General features: G+C 66.4%; 16 protein-coding genes. All 16 read left to right on the top strand.

Annotated elements, in window-relative coordinates; translation table 11 throughout:
• Positions 1-38 precede the first annotated feature (38 nt).
• The 16 genes from ABWV53_RS18065 (at position 39) to ABWV53_RS17990 (ending at position 15,984) form a co-directional block, all read left to right on the top strand.
• Positions 39-617 (top strand): HK97 family phage prohead protease, encoded by a 579-nt coding sequence (locus ABWV53_RS18065; protein WP_353367527.1) that lies wholly within the window; start codon positions 39-41, stop codon positions 615-617.
• A 17-nt stretch (positions 618-634) separates the two neighbouring features.
• The gene (locus ABWV53_RS18060; RefSeq protein ID WP_353367526.1) at positions 635-2,044 is read left to right on the top strand and encodes a phage major capsid protein; all 1,410 of its coding nucleotides are present in this window, start codon (positions 635-637) and stop codon (positions 2,042-2,044) included.
• A gap of 60 nt (positions 2,045-2,104) precedes the next feature.
• Positions 2,105-2,422 carry a hypothetical protein gene (locus tag ABWV53_RS18055; protein WP_353367525.1) on the top strand — a complete coding sequence of 106 codons (318 nt, stop codon included), beginning with the start codon at positions 2,105-2,107 and terminating at the stop codon, positions 2,420-2,422.
• Positions 2,422-3,828: a phage portal protein gene (locus ABWV53_RS18050; protein ID WP_353367524.1), complete on the top strand. Its 1,407-nt coding sequence runs from the start codon at positions 2,422-2,424 to the stop codon at positions 3,826-3,828. Before ABWV53_RS18055 ends, ABWV53_RS18050 begins: the two co-directional genes overlap by 1 nt.
• Complete coding sequence (locus ABWV53_RS18045; protein WP_353367523.1) at positions 3,813-4,883, top strand: phage portal protein; 1,071 nt, start codon at positions 3,813-3,815, stop codon at positions 4,881-4,883. The genes ABWV53_RS18050 and ABWV53_RS18045 overlap by 16 nt, the downstream gene beginning before the upstream one ends.
• A complete protein-coding gene (locus ABWV53_RS18040) occupies positions 4,880-5,200 on the top strand; it encodes a head-tail connector protein (RefSeq protein WP_353367522.1) in 321 nt (106 codons plus the stop codon). Before ABWV53_RS18045 ends, ABWV53_RS18040 begins: the two co-directional genes overlap by 4 nt.
• The gene (locus tag ABWV53_RS18035; protein ID WP_353367521.1) at positions 5,197-5,517 is read left to right on the top strand and encodes a phage head closure protein; all 321 of its coding nucleotides are present in this window, start codon (positions 5,197-5,199) and stop codon (positions 5,515-5,517) included. Before ABWV53_RS18040 ends, ABWV53_RS18035 begins: the two co-directional genes overlap by 4 nt.
• Positions 5,514-5,930, top strand: coding sequence for an HK97-gp10 family putative phage morphogenesis protein (locus ABWV53_RS18030; protein WP_353367520.1), 417 nt, complete (start codon positions 5,514-5,516; stop codon positions 5,928-5,930). The genes ABWV53_RS18035 and ABWV53_RS18030 overlap by 4 nt, the downstream gene beginning before the upstream one ends.
• The gene (locus ABWV53_RS18025; RefSeq protein ID WP_353367519.1) at positions 5,927-6,289 is read left to right on the top strand and encodes a DUF3168 domain-containing protein; all 363 of its coding nucleotides are present in this window, start codon (positions 5,927-5,929) and stop codon (positions 6,287-6,289) included. Before ABWV53_RS18030 ends, ABWV53_RS18025 begins: the two co-directional genes overlap by 4 nt.
• A 76-nt stretch (positions 6,290-6,365) precedes the next feature.
• Entirely contained in the window at positions 6,366-7,013 is a 648-nt protein-coding gene (locus tag ABWV53_RS18020) for a phage tail tube protein (RefSeq protein ID WP_353367518.1), read from the top strand.
• Positions 7,014-7,119: 106 nt separating this feature from the next.
• Positions 7,120-7,638, top strand: coding sequence for a phage tail assembly chaperone (locus ABWV53_RS18015; protein ID WP_353367517.1), 519 nt, complete (start codon positions 7,120-7,122; stop codon positions 7,636-7,638).
• Positions 7,639-7,670: 32 nt separating this feature from the next.
• A complete protein-coding gene (locus ABWV53_RS18010; RefSeq protein WP_502903933.1) occupies positions 7,671-7,970 on the top strand; it encodes a DUF1799 domain-containing protein in 300 nt (99 codons plus the stop codon).
• Positions 7,971-8,009: 39 nt separating this feature from the next.
• The gene (locus ABWV53_RS18005; RefSeq protein WP_353367516.1) at positions 8,010-8,525 is read left to right on the top strand and encodes a hypothetical protein; all 516 of its coding nucleotides are present in this window, start codon (positions 8,010-8,012) and stop codon (positions 8,523-8,525) included.
• 447 nt (positions 8,526-8,972) lie between these two features.
• Positions 8,973-14,171, top strand: coding sequence for a tape measure protein (locus ABWV53_RS18000; RefSeq protein ID WP_353367515.1), 5,199 nt, complete (start codon positions 8,973-8,975; stop codon positions 14,169-14,171).
• On the top strand, positions 14,168-15,079 hold the full coding sequence (locus ABWV53_RS17995) for a carbohydrate-binding protein (RefSeq protein WP_353367514.1): 912 nt from the start codon (positions 14,168-14,170) through the stop codon (positions 15,077-15,079). The genes ABWV53_RS18000 and ABWV53_RS17995 overlap by 4 nt, the downstream gene beginning before the upstream one ends.
• On the top strand, positions 15,076-15,984 hold the full coding sequence (locus tag ABWV53_RS17990; RefSeq protein WP_353367513.1) for a hypothetical protein: 909 nt from the start codon (positions 15,076-15,078) through the stop codon (positions 15,982-15,984). The genes ABWV53_RS17995 and ABWV53_RS17990 overlap by 4 nt, the downstream gene beginning before the upstream one ends.
• Positions 15,985-15,986 lie beyond the last annotated feature (2 nt).

Genomic DNA, 15,986 nt, shown 5'->3' with positions numbered 1-15,986 from the left:
CCCGCCCAGCGCGGGCTTTTCTCTTTCTGGAGATCCGCATGGAGCGTGCGTATTCGACCCTCGTGATCAAGGCCCTCAGCGACGAGGGCGGCAAGCGCACGTTCAAGGGCATCGCCTCGACGCCGTCCACCGATCGGACGGGCGACATCGTGGAGCCGAAGGGCGCCGTGTTCAAGCTGCCAATTCCCTTCCTCTGGCAACACGACAACAGCGACCCCATCGGCTGGATCACGGCGGCGCGCGTGACCGAGAAGGGCATCGAAGTCGAGGGCGAAGTCGCCCAGATCGAAGAAGACGGCCCCCTCAAGGAGCGCCTGACCACCGCCTGGCAAATGCTGAAGGCCAAGCTGGTGCGGGGGCTCTCGGTCGGCCTGAAGCCCCTCGAAGCCGCCCGCATCGAGGGCACCTACGGCATGCGCTACACGAAGTGGCTGTGGTTCGAACTCTCCGCAGTCACGGTGCCGGCCAACGCCGATGCATCCATCACCACCATCAAGTCGCTCGACAACGCGCTGCTGGCCGCGACAGGCCACAAGCAAGACCGGGTCGTGCGGCTGCTCCCTCCCGGCGTCTCGGGACAACCTGAAGCCCGCAAGGGCGTCGTTTTTCTCAAGTAATCCCGAAAGGACACCCCGTGAACCTCCAAGAACAGATCAAGCGTCTCATGGAGACGCGCACCGCCAAGGCCCTGGAGCTGGAAGGCGTGCAGAAGAAGGCCCTGGACGAGGGCCGCACCAAGGACGAGAGCGAACGCGAGGTCTTCAAGGGCCTGACCGCTGACATCGCCCAAATCGACGCTGAGCTCGACGACCTGCGCGCCCTCGAAGCGCTCCAGGTCACCAAGGCTGTGCCCGCCACTGGCTCCGGCCCTGCAGCTGGCGCTGGCACCGGCGCGGTGGCCCGCGGCGCAATCGCAACCGGCGCCGGCCCGGCCATCCACATGAACAAGGACGCCGACGAGAAGTTCAAGGGCCAGAACTACACCCGCATCGTGATCGCCAAGGCGCTCTCCCGCCTGGCCGACGGTGACGTGTCGCCCCTGGCCATCGCTGAAGCGCGCTGGGGCAAGACCAACCCCACGCTGATCAACGTCATGAAGGCTGCAGTGCCTGGTGGCGGCACCGGCTCGGGCGAGTGGGGAGCGGAGCTGGCCGCCATCGACCAGCGCTATACCGGCGACTTCATCGAGTACCTGTACTCCCAGACGGTGTACGACAAGCTGGCGCTGCGCCAGGTGCCCGCTAACGTGCAGATCAAGGGCCAGGACGGTGCGGCCACCGCGTACTGGGTCGGTCAGTCCAAGGCTATCCCCGCCACGACGGCCGACTTCATGAACGTCACGCTGACGCCTCTCAAGGTCGCCGCCCTGGCCGTGGTGTCCAACGATCTGCTGCGCGACTCCAGCCCTGCCGCAGAGCAGCTGGTGCGCGACGCACTGGTGGAAGCCAGTTCGCAGCGCGTGGACACCACGTTCCTGAGCGCTGCGGCCGGTGTGGCGGGCGTGTCCCCTGCGGGCATTCTGAATGGGCTGACGGGCATCACTTCCGCTGGCACGGACGGCGCGGGTCTGCGTGCCGACATCAAGGCGCTGTATGCGCCGTTCATTGCCGCCAAGAACGTGAATGGCCTGCAACTGGTGACGACGCCATCCCTGGCCAAGTCCATCCAGCTGATGACCAACGCGCTGGGTCTCGCGGAGTTCCCCACCATCAACGCCTCCGGCGGCGCGCTGCTGGGCGACACGGTCACGACTGGCGACAACGTGGGCGCCGGCCAGATGATCATGCTGAAGCCTTCCGATATCTACCGCATCGGAGATTCCGGTGTGCAGGTGTCGATCTCCCGCGAGGCAATGATCGAGCAGGACTCCGCTCCCACTGGCGCCACCGACACGCCGACCGGCGCGTCCGCGAACTACACCTCGATGTTCCAGAGCGAATCCACCGCCATCAAAGTGGTGCGCTCCATCAACTTCGCCAAGCGCCGTGCATCCGCAGTGGCCTTCGTGACGGGTGCCGACTACGGCGCCCCCGACGCCGGCTGATCCAGCCGAGCTTGCGCTGGGCCCTCGGGCCTGGCGCTCATCGAATCCCAAGGAGCAGCCATGCGAGAAAACTTGAAAGCCACCAAGTCGTTCACCTACGCCGGGCGCGCACTGAAGGCCGGCGACGCCTTCTCCGCATCGCGCGGCGACGCGCGTGTGCTGCAGGCCGTCGGCCGCGCCACGCCGGCGGAGACCTACCAGACGACTGCGGCAGTGTCGGAGGTGACGAAGGATGCGAAACCATCTGAGGGCCTGAAGGTCGCCGAGCTGAAGGCGGCGCTCGCCGAGAAGGGCATCGAGATCCCGGAAGGCGTGACGCTGAAGGCTGACCTGGCCGCGCTGCTGGACGCTGCGGCTGATGAGGAAGCCGCCAAGTGATGAGATTTTTCCGCAATCTCGTCAGCCGAGGGGCGACGGTGCCCGGCGGTGGCGGCGATGTGGAAAAGGGCATCGTGACTGCGCAGCCGCGCGGCCTGGTGTCGCCGCACACCGATGGGGTGTGGCACGACATCACGCCAGCACAGCCGCCCGGCTACTTCCAGATGGACATCAACGTCCGCCCGGAGACCGTCCTGTCGTTCCCTGCGGTGTTCGCCTGCGTTTCCCTGATCTACAACGACATCGGCAAGCTGCGCACGCGCTTGATGCAGCAGCAACCGAGCGGCATCTGGGCGGAGAGCACGAACCCGGCCTATTCGCCTGTGCTGCGCCGGCCCAACCATTACCAGAACCAAATTCAGTTCAAGCAGTGGTGGATCTGCTCCAAGCTGACCTGGGGTAACACCTACGCGCTCAAGATTCGCGATGGCCGCGGCGTCGTGGTGGCGCTGTACGTCCTCGACCCCGGCCTGGTGCAGCCGCTGATTGCGCCGGACGGGTTGATCTTCTACCAACTGGGCCAAGACAACCTGTCCGGCCTGGAGCAGGCCACGGTTTTCGTGCCGGCCTCCGAGATCATCCACGACCGGATGAACTGCATGTTCCATCCGCTGGTCGGTGTGTCGCCGCTCTTTTCGGCCAGCCTGCCGGCCTCCGGCGGCCTGGAAATGCTGCGCGACTCGCGCCGCTTCTTCAACCAGGGCGCGAAGCCCAGCGGCCTGCTCGTGGCACCGGGCGAAATTGACGACGCAGACGCCAAGCGCCTGCAGGCGTACTGGAACGACAACTTCACCGGGCCCAACTCGGGCAAGGTGGCGGTGGTGGGCGACGGCCTGAAGTACGAGCCGATCCGCATGACGGCTTCGGACGCTCAGACCAAAGAGCAGATCACGCTCACCTCCGAGATGGTGGCGCAGGTGTTCCACGTGCCGGCGTTCAAGGTCGGCGGGCCGATCCCCGCAGGCCAGAAGGTCGGCGACCTGAACCAGATCTATTTCAACGACGCGCTGCACTCCCTCATTGAGGAAATGGAGCTGTGCCTAGACGATGGGCTCTCCCTGCCGCTGGGCTACCGAACAGAGCTGGAGCTGGAGAACCTGCTGCGCATGGACCCAGCCACCCAGGCGGACGTTCTGTCGAAGCTGGTGCAGGGCAGCATCAAGGCGATCAACGAGGCGCGCCGCGAAGTCAACCTGCCGCCTCTGGAAGGCGGCGACACCGTCTACATGCAGCAGCAAGATTTTCCTCTCGACCAGGTGCGGCTTAACAAGCTGCCGCCGGCCCAGGCTGGGACGCCCGCGCAGCCTGCCGAACAAGCGCCATCGGACGAAGAGGAAATCAGCGAAGACGAAGTCAAGGCCCTGGCTGAGTACATCGAGAAGGGACTGGAATGCGAGCTGACCTGAAAGCACTGGCCGACGCCGTGATCCAGACCGTGCGCGCCAAGCTGGCGCCGCTGGTCAAACGCCTGGACGACATGGACACCACGGTCAAGGCGCTGCCCGAGCTGGTGACGAAGGAGCTGGGCGAGCGCGTGCAAGCCGCTGTCGCCGAGCTGCCAGTCCCGAAGGACGGCGAGCCGGGCGCGAGTGTGACCGCAGAGGATGTGGCCCCAATGGTTGCGGAGCAGGTGGCACAGCAGGTGTCGAAGGCGGTGCAAGAGCTTCCCGCACCGAAGGACGGCGCGAGCATCACTCCCGACGATGTGGCACCGTTGCTAGCCGAACTGGTCGCCAAAGCTGTGGCCGAGATACCGACACCCAAGGATGGCAAGGACGCCGATCCGCTGGTAGTGGCCGAGATGGTGTCGAAGGCAGTGGCCGAGATCCCCAAGCCGCAAGACGGCCGAAGCGTGACGGCAGAGGACGTCGCCCCGATGGTCGCAGAAGAGGTGTCGAAGGCGGTGGCAGCGATTCCCCGACCGAAAGACGGCGAATCCGTGCCGGCCGAAGCCGTGCAGAAGATGGTGGACGAAGCCGTGACCAAGGCGCTGAGCGCCGTAGCCGCGCCCAAGGATGGCGAGCCAGGTCGCGACGCTCTGCAGCTGGAGTTGCAGCCGGCCATCGACTTGGAGAAGACTTACGCCCGCGGCACCTACGCAAGGCACGCGGGCGGTCTGTGGCGAGCCTTCGAGGCCACGAAGGGCTTGCACGGCTGGGAGTGTGTGGTTGAGGGCATTGCAGCCCTGGCGATTCAACAGGACGGCCGCGAGTTCACCCTGGTGGCTAAAACCTCCAGCGGCGACGAGGTGCGCAAGAGCATTAAGGTGGCCGCGCTGGTGGACCGGGGCGTGTTCAAGGCCGGCACCGACTACGAAGCAGGCGACGGGGTGACCTGGGGCGGCTCGTTCTTCATCGCGCAGAAGGATGCGCCCACGGGCCACCCTGGCGAGCCCGGGTCGAACGGCTGGCGCCTGGCGGTGAAGCGCGGGCGCGACGCGACCAAGGGAATTCCGGTATGACCCCGCTCGCCACTCTCGAAGAGGTGAAGCAACACCTGCGCATCGACGGCCCGGACGCGGATAACGACCTGGCCCTGAAGCTGGAAGCGGCATGCGAGCGCGTCGCGCTCCACCTCAATGGCGTTTCGCCTTACATGCCGGCGGAAGAGGGCGCTGCGGCCCGGGTGAGGCCCACCGTGCGCGCCGCGGTGCTCCTGCTGGTCGGCTACCTCTACCGCTACCCAAGCGGCGACGAGAAGAAGGCGTTCGAAGACGGGCGGCTGCCCGCGCCGATCACCGCGCTGCTCGCCCCGCTGCGCAGGAAGGTGCTCGCATGACGCTCGATGCCGGAGACCTAAACCGCCGCATCACCATCCAGGCCCCCGGGACCGCCCGCGATGCGGCCGGCCAGCCGATCGGCGGCTGGATCGAGGTGGCCACCGTGTGGGCGGACGTCCGGCAGCAGAGCGGGCTCCAGGCGATCAAGGCCGACGCCCCTATGACGAAACTGGCGGCATCGATCCGCATTCGATGGCGGCAGGGCGTGGAGGACACCATGCGCGTTCTCTACGATGGCCAGGTCTACACGATTGCCACCGTGATCCGTGATCCGCGCCGCATGTTCATGGATCTTGTCTGCGAGGCCACCAAATGATGCATGCCAGCATGGACCTCTCGGGCATCACCGCCAAGCTGAACCGCCTCGCCCGAATCGTCAAAGGCGCAGCCCGGCCGGCGGCGCAGGCCGGCGCGGAGGTTTTCTACCGCGAGGTGCGCGCCCGAGTGCCCGTCAGCGCGAAGCCGCACAAGAGCGGCAAGAAGACGTATACCCCGGGCTCGCTGCAGCGTGCGGTCTACCAGGCCTACGCGGATGGCGAGAGCACGCCGGGCCGAGCGGTCTACCGCATTTCGTGGAACAAGTCCCACGCCTTCTACGGCAAGTTCCTGGAGCATGGCACCGTCAAGATGGCCGCCAAGCCCTTCCTGCGGCCGGGGTACGACTCCGCGCGCAGCCGCGCCATCAGCGCCGCGCAGAAGGTGCTGGCCGGCAGCGTGAGGAAGCCATGACAGTCGAGACACACCTCTTCTCCGCGCTGGCGCCGCTGGTCGGCGATCGCGTCTATCCCGACGTCGCAGAAGAAGGATCAGCCCTGCCGCGCATCGTCTACCAGCAAGTCGGCGGCATGCGGCCTCTTTTCCAGGAAAGCACGCTGCCCGACCGCGAGAACTGCCGCATGCAGATCGTGGTCTGGGCGGAGCGACGGCTGGATGCCACAGCCCTCGGCAAGCAGATCGAGGAGGCACTGATCGCAGCCGCGGGGCTGCAGGTCGAGCCCCTCGGTGGTCGGGTCTCGCGCCACGATGAAGAAGCCGACCTGCGGGGTTCCCAGCAGGACTTTTCAATCTGGTTGGCCCGCCAGGGCTGAACACTTTCCACTGCCCGCAAGGGCTTCCCCAACGCCCGCACATGCGGGCTTTTTTTCGTCCCAAGAAAGGCCCACCATGGCACGCACTCCCACCGGCACCATCAACTCGGTCGCCACCGCTCTCGCCGCCGCGAAAACCATCTCCGGCATCTCCAACGCCGCCGAAGCTGTCGTCAGCTCCGTCGCCCACGGCTTCAGCGTTGGCGACATCGTGCTGATCTACTCTAACTGGGGTCGCCTGAACTTCCGCGCATTCCGCGTGAAGTCCGTCCTGGCCGACAGCTTCGTGCTGGAGGGCGCGAACACCTCCAACACTGAGCTCTACTCGCCAGGTGCGGGCTTCGGCACGGCGCGCAAGGCCGGCGGCTGGGTGGACCTGGACCGCACGATGAACCACAGCACCAGCGGCGGCGATGCCAAGACCGTCAACGTGAAGTTCATCGAGTCCGAGACGGAACTCGCGCTGAACGATGGGTTCACGGCTGTACAGCGCACCTTCGACATGGACGCCGACATGATCGGCACGCCTGCCTACAACGCGCTGAAGACGCTGTCCGAGACCGGCGCGGACACGGTGATCAAACGCCGCACCAAGGCCAACGCAATCTCCCTGCTGCCGGCCACCGTGTCGTTCAACGAGGAAGAGAACCTCACCGAAGGCCAGATCGTGACCGTGAAGGGCACGTTCAACGCCCAGAACATCAGCACGCGCTACGCCGCCTGATTCCCGGGCTCCGGCCCACCCTCGCACCGACTGCAGCTCGCTTCGCTCTTCGCAGGGCGGGCGGGCTGCGGCACGGGCTTATGCAACCCTGCGAAAGACTCCCATCATGGCAACTACCAAGACCGTCCCCGTCACCAAGCTGAAGCGCCTCGGCTCCCAGGCGCCCACCTTCAACCTGCCTGTCGACATCGCGAAGCTGAACGGGCGCAACCACCGCGTGGTGTTCCAGTGCAAGGCGCTCCGCAAGAGCGAATGGGCCAAGCTGCGCGACGACCACCAGCGCGCCACCATGGAGGCGGTGCTGGGCAGCGAGCCCGCCGCGACCGAGGGCCCTGGCGATGCGCCAGAGGAAGGGCTGGATGGCGAGGCCCAGGTGCAGCAAGAGTCGCAGTCGCCCCTGGCCGACGCGCTGGACAACATCCTGAAGCGTGGTCACGAGGCCAACGTTCGCGAGGGCCTCGAGCGCGACGCCGCCGTGGTCATCGCTTTCGCCACCGGCTGGGACCTGGAAGACGACTTCAACGCCGACAACCTGCAGGCCATGGAAGACGAGTTCGGCGGCAGTCTCGGCGCTGTGCTGATGGCCTACAACGTGGCGATCTACCAGGGCCGCCTGGGAAACTGATCGACGCGGCTCGGGCGCTCTACACACCGGACATCACCGAGGCCGAGGCCCGCCGAGAGGGGTTCGAGCTCGAAGACTACGACACCGCCGAGCTAGAGATCTGGCCCGACAACGAGATGGCGGTCGATTTATGGCGCCGGATCGGGACCCGCTGGCAGTTCGCCTCCGTAGGCGGGCCGCCGGCCGGCCTGCGGTGGGAGGCGGTCTATCCGCTCGTCGACGTGCTGGGCCTGAGCCGTGAAGAGCAGATGGAACTGCTGGACGACCTGGCAGCGATGGAGGCCGAGGCGCTGGCCACCATCCGCGATTACGCGCCGAAGCCAAAGAGTTGATCGCTGGCCGGGCGATGTTGATACCATGTCGCCGCGGCCATGACCACTACTCTGCTCGAACCCCAAATCAACAAAGACGCCTTGCGGCATGTTGTTGAAGCTACTGCTCCGAGTCCTTCGGCTGAGCTGGGCGTATCTGAAAAGGTCATTGATGCCGTGGCGAATCTCCGTAATGTGTTCGATGGTCAGTTGGTGACCACCTTGCGTACAGATGCGCAATTTTTGCTGTCAGTCTCCCTCCCGCCGTTTGATCCTGGCGCTCATTACCCGGCGGACGTGCTTACCCAGATTCAGGCGGCAGCCGTAGAGCTGCAAAGCCGCGTGCAGGCGAAAACCTCTGGGTTGCAGGAACTTGCGGCCGGTGCCGTGCATCCCGCTGTGCGACCTTTGCTTGTCACCGTGATGGATGGATTCAGAGGCGTTTTTGACCACGCAGAGGCAATCAGGTGGGCGGCGATGAATGCCGAAGCGGAAGCAGAGCTGGCTGCGGGTTTGGGTCACAGCTTCGGCAACGTGGAAGCTGCACTGAAGTTTCTCGCAAGGCAGCGGAAGTAGCGTCTCGTGGCAACTCCGATACGTTTTGCTCCTCGCTTTCTGCGCGACTTTAAGGGGCTGCCGGATGACATCGCCAAAGAGGTGGATCCGTGTTTACGGGACTTGGTCAGTGTGCCAATCCCCGTTGGCCGTCGACCCCATTCCGTAACGCCCCGCGGGCAGCGTCCCGCTATTCACACGGTGGATCTATTGGCAAACAAGTCCTGGAAGCTCAGCTACATGTGGCAGGGGCCAGTGATCTGGGTACTCCGGGTAGCGACCCATAAAGAACTGGATCGTGATCCTGGCAGGAGTGCGGCCAAGTCAGTGACGGACGGCGTGGTTGTATAGCTGACCACTCAAGGGCCTAGCTCAGCAGGCTCCTCACATATCTAAGCCCTGCGGCGATGTCGTGGGGCTTTTTCTTTGGGCTCGCCGTAGGCGGGCCCTTCGCATTTCTGGGGCGCCATGTCCGAAGACCTGAACACCGAAATCAAGATCAGCGCCAATGCTGACGGCGTGGAGGCCGGGGTATCGCGCGCCAAGCGCTCGCTCGCCTCCCTGAGCCAGGAGGCTGAGCGCGCCGGCGATCGAGGCGCCGCGGGCCTGGGCCGGATGGGCGCTGGCGGTGACCTGTTGGGCCGCCGCATGGATTCGGTGACCAAGAACGTGCAGGCCAGCCTGCAGCGCCAGATCGCCGCCTTGGAGGCTGGCGGCACGGCAACACGCCAGTACCAGGAAACCATCGCGCGCATGCGCGGAGCTGACCTGAACGCCCTGAAGCCCTGGCTGGATCAGCTGGATGCCGCGAAGGTGAAGGCTGAGGCGGCTGGGCAGGCGCAGCAGGGGCTTGAAAAAAGCATGATTGGGCTGGGCGCTGCCGCCGGGCTGGCAGGTCGTGCCCTCGCTGTGGCCGGCATTGGTGCGTCCGCGGCGGAATTCATCCGAATGGCCGACGCGAGCACAAATGTCGCGTCTCGACTGAGCTTAGTCACCAACTCGACCGCAGAACTGGCGAATGTCCAGCAGCGGCTGTTCAACGTCGCGCAAGCTTCTCGCGTCGGGTACGTGGACCTGGTGGGCACCTACGCCCAGATGGCTCGATCCACCAAGGATTTGGGGGTGTCCCAGACGTCGCTTCTGGGGGTCATTCAGACTATCAGCCAAGCAGTCACGATCAGCGGCGGCTCTGCCGCCTCAGCCCAGGCGGCGCTGGTTCAGCTGGCCCAGGGCTTCTCGTCCGGAGCACTGCGGGGCGAGGAGTTGAACAGCGTTCTTGAGCAAACGCCGCGTCTTGCGCAGGCGATCGCGGATGGCCTTGGCGTGAGCATCGGCAAGCTGCGCGAGATGGGCGGCGCAGGAGAGCTTACCGCCACCAAGGTGCTGGGGGCTCTTGAGAAATCGGCGGGCGGTGTGCAGGTCGAGTTCGAGAAAATGACCACCACGGTCGAGCAGGCGGTGACTCGCCTGGGCAACAGCATGACCGGGCTTGTCGGCGCCATGGATTCGTTGCTCGGCGTGACAAAAACTGTCAGCGGCGCGTTCGGCCAGCTATCGCTGGGCATGGATGCGGTCGCTGACATTTTCAACAAGCTGGGCAAACAAGGCCCACTCCGCGATGCCGCCAGCGAGGTGCGCCGCCTGGACGATGAGGCGCGCCGGCTTCGGCAGGGCATTGACCGGGGCATCTTCGGCCCGCAGGCGCAGGCAGAACTGGACCGCATCAACAGTCGCCTCGAACTGGCGAAACAACGGTTCCGCGAGCTGGACAGGGAGCTCGGCGGTGCCAAGGACCCGCGCGACCAGACAGGTTTCCCGACGCGCACGCAGTCATACGCAACGGAGGCGAAGCGCCTTGAAGCAATCCAGACGTCCATGGGCAAGGTGCTCAACGGCCTGTCCGGCATGAAGGATGGCTTCTACAAGGACCTGAATGCCCTCTACGCCGGCTACCAGAACGGCCTTATCAAGCTGGGCGACTACCAAGCGGCCGTGGCAAAGCTGATCAAGGAAAGCGGAGTAGAGAAGCCCGACTCGTCCGCGGCATCGGCGGTCAAGGCGGAGCAGACCGCCTATGAATCCTTGGTCGCGTCAATCAAGACCAAGATCGCCCAGAACGACGAAGAGCTGCGCTACTCTGGCCGGCTTACCGATTCGGACAAGCTGCGCCTGCAGATGCTGGCCCAGCTCGACGCCGGATCGAAGACGCTGACGGCCACTCACAAGGCTCGCACGCTGGCGCTGCTGGAGACGCTCGACGCGCAGGAGAAGGAGAAGGAGGCCGTCAAGCGCGCCCAGGCCGCGTATCAGGAGCAGGTGGCGATTCAGGAGGAACTGTCCGCCGCCTACGTCGCCGACAGCAAGGCGCGCGAGTCCGGGCGCCAGGCGGTCACCGACTACGCCAAGGGCATTCAGGAATCCGCCGATGCCCTGAAGTTCGAGCTGTCCCTGATGGGCCTGAGCGAACAAGCCCGGGAGGTGGCGCTGGAGCAGTACCGCATCGAGCTCCAGCTGAAGCGCCAGATCGCCGCCGTCAATGCGAACTCTGGGTTCGACCAGCCGCAGCGCGACGAAGAAATCGCGCGCCTGCAGGCCGCGGCCGCCATCGCGCGCGCAAACGCATCGAGCAAGGTCTTCCTGGACAACTGGAAGGAGTCCGTCAAGCAGTACGACGACATCTTCCGCCAGGGCTTCGCGGACATGCTCAACAACGGGCAGGACGGCTGGAAGAGCTTCACGCGCTCGCTGGTGACCACCTTCAAGACGACGGTGGCGGACCAGATCTACAAGATGTTCGCGCAGCCGTTCGTGGTGAACCTCGTCGGCAATCTGATGGGCATCACTGGCGGCGGATCGGGTGTGGCTGGCGCAGTGTCGGCTGGGTCTTCCCTCATCAGCACAGCCAGCAGCGCGAGCAGCGCCTACTCGCTGTTCAGCGGCAACAGCCTGCTGAGCTCGATCCCAGGGCTCGGCGCGCTCGGTGGCGCTATCAGCGGCTTCGGCACGGCCATCACTGCGAGCTTGCAGTCGCTGATCGGCCTCACGGGCACCACTTCGCAAATGGTGGCTTCGCTGGCCGCGGCCGGCCACGCGGCTGCTCCGGGCGTGGCGGCCGGCGTGCAAGCCGCCAACCTGATCCCGGGCTGGGGCTGGGCCCTGGCGGGCGTGGGCGCCCTGTTCGGCGGCGACATCTTCAGCGGCCTCTTCGGTCGCAAGCTGAAAGACCAAGGGCTGGAGGGCCAGTTCGGCGGCGACTCGGGCTTCGAAGGCCGGACCTATCAGTATTACAAGGGCGGCCTGTTCCGCAGCAACAAGACCCGGTACGGCGAGCTGGACGAAGAGCTGCGCGCGGCGCTGGGTGACCAGTTCAACGCCCTGCGCGCGGGCGCCGCCGACATGGCCGATGTGTTGGGCCTGGGCACCGATGCCATCGACAACTTCACCGCGTCCATCAAGGTCAGCTTCAACGACCTGGACGAGGAGGGTATCCAGAAGGCCCTGAAAGAAGAGTTCGACAAGGTGGCGGAGACGCTGGCATCTGCCACCCTCGGCACCACCGAATACACCCGCGTGGGCGAGACGTCGGTCGAGGCCCTGGCCCGCCTGTCGGGCAGCCTCTCCACCGTCAACGGCGTGTTCGACAACCTGGGCACGACGCTTTATGCGTCGAGCCTGGCCGGCGCCGACATGGCCAGCAGCCTGCTGGACCTCTTCGGTGGTGCGGACGGCTTCAACGCAGCGTCGGGCACCTACTTCCAGAATTTCTACTCGGCCGACGAGCAGCGCGCCGCGATGCAGCGCCAGCTCCAGGCCCAGCTCGGCAAGATCGACCTGAAGCTGCCCGACATCGACGCGACGGACGCCCGCGCGCAGTACCGGGCACTGACCGAAGCGCAAGACCTGACAACCGAGTCGGGCCGCAAGGCGTACGCCATGCTGCTGCAGCTGGCCGGCAGCTTCGCGGCGATCACCGATGCGGCATCCAGCAACGCCGAAGAGCTCGCCCGCATCGAGGCTGACCGCCAGAAGAAGATCGCCGACACCCGCGCCGGCCTTGACGAGCGCCTGCTGGCCGCCCAGGGCAACGACCGGGGCGTGCTGGACCTGCGCCGCAAGCAAGAGTACGACGCGCTGTATAAGCTCGACCCGGCCCTCGCGGCACTGGTCGCTCAGATCTACGCCTTGGAAGATGCATCCACCGCAGCGGCGGCGGCAGCGCAGAGGGAGGCCGAGGCCGTCGCGCGCGCCGCCGAGATCGAGTCGAAGGGGTTCGACCTCACGCAGCGCTTGCTGATCGCCGAGGGGCGCGACCGCGAGGCGCTCGACCTGCGCCGTGCGCAAGAGTACGACGCGCTCTGGAAGCTCGACCCGGCATTGGCCGCGATGGTCGCGCGCATCTACGAGCTGGAGGACGCCGCCCAGCGCGCAGCAGACGCGGAGGCCGCCCGCGGGAGCGCGATGCGCGACCTGGCCGACGCCATGGGCCGGCAGAGGGAGGTGTGGGAGGGCCAACTCGAAGCGCTGGGTGTCCAGCGCCAGGTGCAGCAGGAGGCATTGGGCCTCATCACCGGCATTTTCGATCTCGTGCGCTCGAACGCCCGGGACCTGTACGGCGAGGTGGGCGCCACCGCAGCGATGCAGGCCAGCCAGGGCAATGCGTTCATCGCGCAGGCGTTGGCCAACGCCCAGCGCACCGGCTACCTGCCTGAGCAGGACGCACTGCAGCAGGCCATCAGCGGGGCGCGCGCCGGCCTCGACAGCAGCCAGTACAAGACCCAGGTGGACGCCGATTTCGCCCGCCTCGTGCTGGCCGGCCAGCTCAAGGGCCTGGAAGACATCGCCGGCCCGCAGAAGACCGCCGCAGAGCAGCAGATCGAGCGCCTGGACGCGCAGACCGAGACCCTACAGCGCCTGATCCGCGAGGCGCAGAAGGAGTACGACCTCCTGCAGCGCCAGGTCGACATCGCGAACGGCACCTACAACGCCACGATCACCGTCGCCGAGGCCACGGCCAAGATCATCGAGCTGCTGGGCGGCAAGAAGCCCGCAGGCAACGCCGACGACAACGGCGGCGCGGTGTTCGGCGGCACGGCTCCTTCGCCGGCCGGCGCCGGCAGCGGCGCCAAACCTGCACCGGCGAAGTACAGCCGCGTCTACTGGATCGGCGGCGCCGATGCCGGCTACGAAGGCATCACCGACCAGTCGCTCATCGACCGGCTGGACAAGCTGGCGCCCGTCTACCACTCCTTCGACGGCACGGGCGACCTGCTGGGTCTGGGCGAAGCGTTCAAACAAGCGGGCGGCACCATTGCGGACCTGTCGATCCTCTCGGGCAACTACGAGGCCGACTGGCGCAAGGCCTTCGCATCGGTGGGCATCCCGGCGTTCGCCGTGGGCACGAACTACGTGCCCTACGACACGCCGGCGGTGGTGCACAAGGGCGAGCGAATCATCCCGGCGGCTGACAACCGCGCGCTGATGGCGGCGGTCAACGCCGGCGGCCAAGGCAACACGGCGCGCCTGGAGGCGCTGGTGCAACAACTGGTCGAGGACAACCGCCTGCAGGCTGGAGAAATCCTGCGCCTGCAAAACCGCTTGGCCAAGGTGATCGAAAAGTGGGACGGCGACGGCCTGCCCCACGAACGTGACGAGGCGGTGACCGCATGAGCATCCAGACCCTGACCGTCGTGCGCCCGGTGCCCGTCACCCCGGCCATGCTGATCTCCACCGACGTGCCCGAAGCGGACTATCCGGCCTGGGCGAGCGGGACGACCTACGCCATGGGCGCCCGGGTGATCTTCGTGGCCAGCCATAAGGTCTACCAGTCCGCCATCGACGGCAACTTGGGCAAGAACCCCCCGACAGAGCCGACGGCCTGGAAGGAGGTGGGCAGCACGAACCGCTGGCGCGTGTTTGACCGCTCGGTGAGCAGCCAGACCGTGCAACCCAGCAGCATGAGCTTCCGGCTGCGTATGGGCCAGGCCGTCACGTCGCTGGCGGCGCTGAACCTGACCGGCGCCACCTCCATGCGCGTGCGCCTCGTGGATCCGAACTACGGCACCGTCTACGACAAGACCGTCGACCTCTCCAGCGTGCCGGTGGCGGTGGGGTGGTACGAGTGGTACTTCGGCGAGCGCCGGACGCCTACGCAGGCGCTTCTGATGGACCTGCCGAGCTTCCCTGCCGCCGACGTGCTGATCGACTTGGCGGGAACGGCGGAGCTGGCGGTGGGCGTGATCCTGCTGGGCCAGCTGCGCACCTTCTCCATGGGCGTGCGCATGGGCGCCCGGGTGGGCATCCAGGACTACAGCCGCAAGGAGCGCACGGAGTTCGGCGACGTGGTGCTGGTGGAGCGGGCGTTCGCCAAGCGTGCGTCGTTCTCCCTGCTGCTGCGCTCCGAAGAAGTGGACGCGCTCAACGCCTTCATGGCCGAGGTCCGGGCAACGCCCTGCCTCTGGATCGGCTCCTCCCGCTACGAATCGACCACGGTCTACGGCTTCTACAAGTCGTTCGACATCGTGATTTCCTACTACGACTACTCGGACTCCGAACTGGAGCTGGAAGGACTGACGTGACCGACATCGTTACCCCGCCGACCATCGATGCGATGCCGCCGGCGCCGCAGCCGACGGACACGCGCGAGCAATTCAACGCCAAGGCGTTCACCCACGCCGCGGCCCAGCAGACGCTGGTGACCCAGGCCAACGCCAGTGCGGCGGCCACCAACCAGAACGCCACCGCCGCCGGCGAGCGTGCCGTCGCAGCCAACGCCTCGGCTGGCGCTGCAGCGACGAGCGCGGGGACCGCGGGCGCTCACGCTGGCAATGCTGCGACGTCGGCCGGCACGGCGGCCACCCACGCCGGGAACGCCGCGACCAGCGCCGGCCAGGCCGAAGCCAGCCGCATCGAGGCATCCAAGCTCAACCTGGGCGCCAAGGCAGTCGCGCCTACGACCGACAACCAGGGCGCAGCGCTGCTCAAGGGCGCGACCTATATGGACACGTCCGTGACGCCAAACCGGTGGCGCGCGTGGAACGGAACCCAATGGGTCGATCCCGTCAACGTCACGGGCGCTGTGAGCACCGTCAACGGCAAGAGCGGGCCGGACGTCACGCTGGTGCCGGCGGACGTCGGGGCTCTACCAGCCAGCGGCGCCATCGCTGTTGGCGGTTCTGTGCGTGCGCCCCGCGTGGCAGTCGCCGCCCTGGCCATCGACTGCAGCACCGGCAACTACTTCGCCAAGACCGTCGCCGCGAACAGCGCGTTCACCTTCACCGGCGCGCCGGCCGCTGGCAACGCCTACAGCATGAGCCTCGACGTCACCCATACCAGCGGCGTCATCACCTGGCCGGCCGCGGTGAAGTGGCCCGGCGACGCGGCGCCATCGCTCACGACCGGCAAGGTGCACCGCTTCATGTTTGCCACCTCGGACGGCGGCGCGACCTGGCGCGGCGCGGCGCTCTCCAACTACGCGAGCTGACC

Source organism: Acidovorax sp. FG27 (assembly GCF_040365715.1).
GTDB lineage: Bacteria > Pseudomonadota > Gammaproteobacteria > Burkholderiales > Burkholderiaceae_C > Paracidovorax.
Note: the sequence above shows the minus strand (reverse complement) of the source record. Positions and strands in the feature narration are given on the sequence as shown.

What these genes read in the sequence shown, in the direction of transcription:
- ABWV53_RS18065 (WP_353367527.1), top strand. Translation starts at nt 39, where the DNA reads ATGGAGCGTGCGTATTCGACCCTCGTGATCAAGGCCCTCAGCGACGAG.
- ABWV53_RS18055 (WP_353367525.1), top strand. Translation starts at nt 2,105, where the DNA reads ATGCGAGAAAACTTGAAAGCCACCAAGTCGTTCACCTACGCCGGGCGC.
- ABWV53_RS18050 (WP_353367524.1), top strand. Translation starts at nt 2,422, where the DNA reads ATGAGATTTTTCCGCAATCTCGTCAGCCGAGGGGCGACGGTGCCCGGC.
- ABWV53_RS18045 (WP_353367523.1), top strand. Translation starts at nt 3,813, where the DNA reads ATGCGAGCTGACCTGAAAGCACTGGCCGACGCCGTGATCCAGACCGTG.
- ABWV53_RS18040 (WP_353367522.1), top strand. Translation starts at nt 4,880, where the DNA reads ATGACCCCGCTCGCCACTCTCGAAGAGGTGAAGCAACACCTGCGCATC.
- ABWV53_RS18035 (WP_353367521.1), top strand. Translation starts at nt 5,197, where the DNA reads ATGACGCTCGATGCCGGAGACCTAAACCGCCGCATCACCATCCAGGCC.
- ABWV53_RS18030 (WP_353367520.1), top strand. Translation starts at nt 5,514, where the DNA reads ATGATGCATGCCAGCATGGACCTCTCGGGCATCACCGCCAAGCTGAAC.
- ABWV53_RS18025 (WP_353367519.1), top strand. Translation starts at nt 5,927, where the DNA reads ATGACAGTCGAGACACACCTCTTCTCCGCGCTGGCGCCGCTGGTCGGC.
- ABWV53_RS18020 (WP_353367518.1), top strand. Translation starts at nt 6,366, where the DNA reads ATGGCACGCACTCCCACCGGCACCATCAACTCGGTCGCCACCGCTCTC.
- ABWV53_RS18015 (WP_353367517.1), top strand. Translation starts at nt 7,120, where the DNA reads ATGGCAACTACCAAGACCGTCCCCGTCACCAAGCTGAAGCGCCTCGGC.
- ABWV53_RS18005 (WP_353367516.1), top strand. Translation starts at nt 8,010, where the DNA reads ATGACCACTACTCTGCTCGAACCCCAAATCAACAAAGACGCCTTGCGG.
- ABWV53_RS18000 (WP_353367515.1), top strand. Translation starts at nt 8,973, where the DNA reads ATGTCCGAAGACCTGAACACCGAAATCAAGATCAGCGCCAATGCTGAC.
- ABWV53_RS17995 (WP_353367514.1), top strand. Translation starts at nt 14,168, where the DNA reads ATGAGCATCCAGACCCTGACCGTCGTGCGCCCGGTGCCCGTCACCCCG.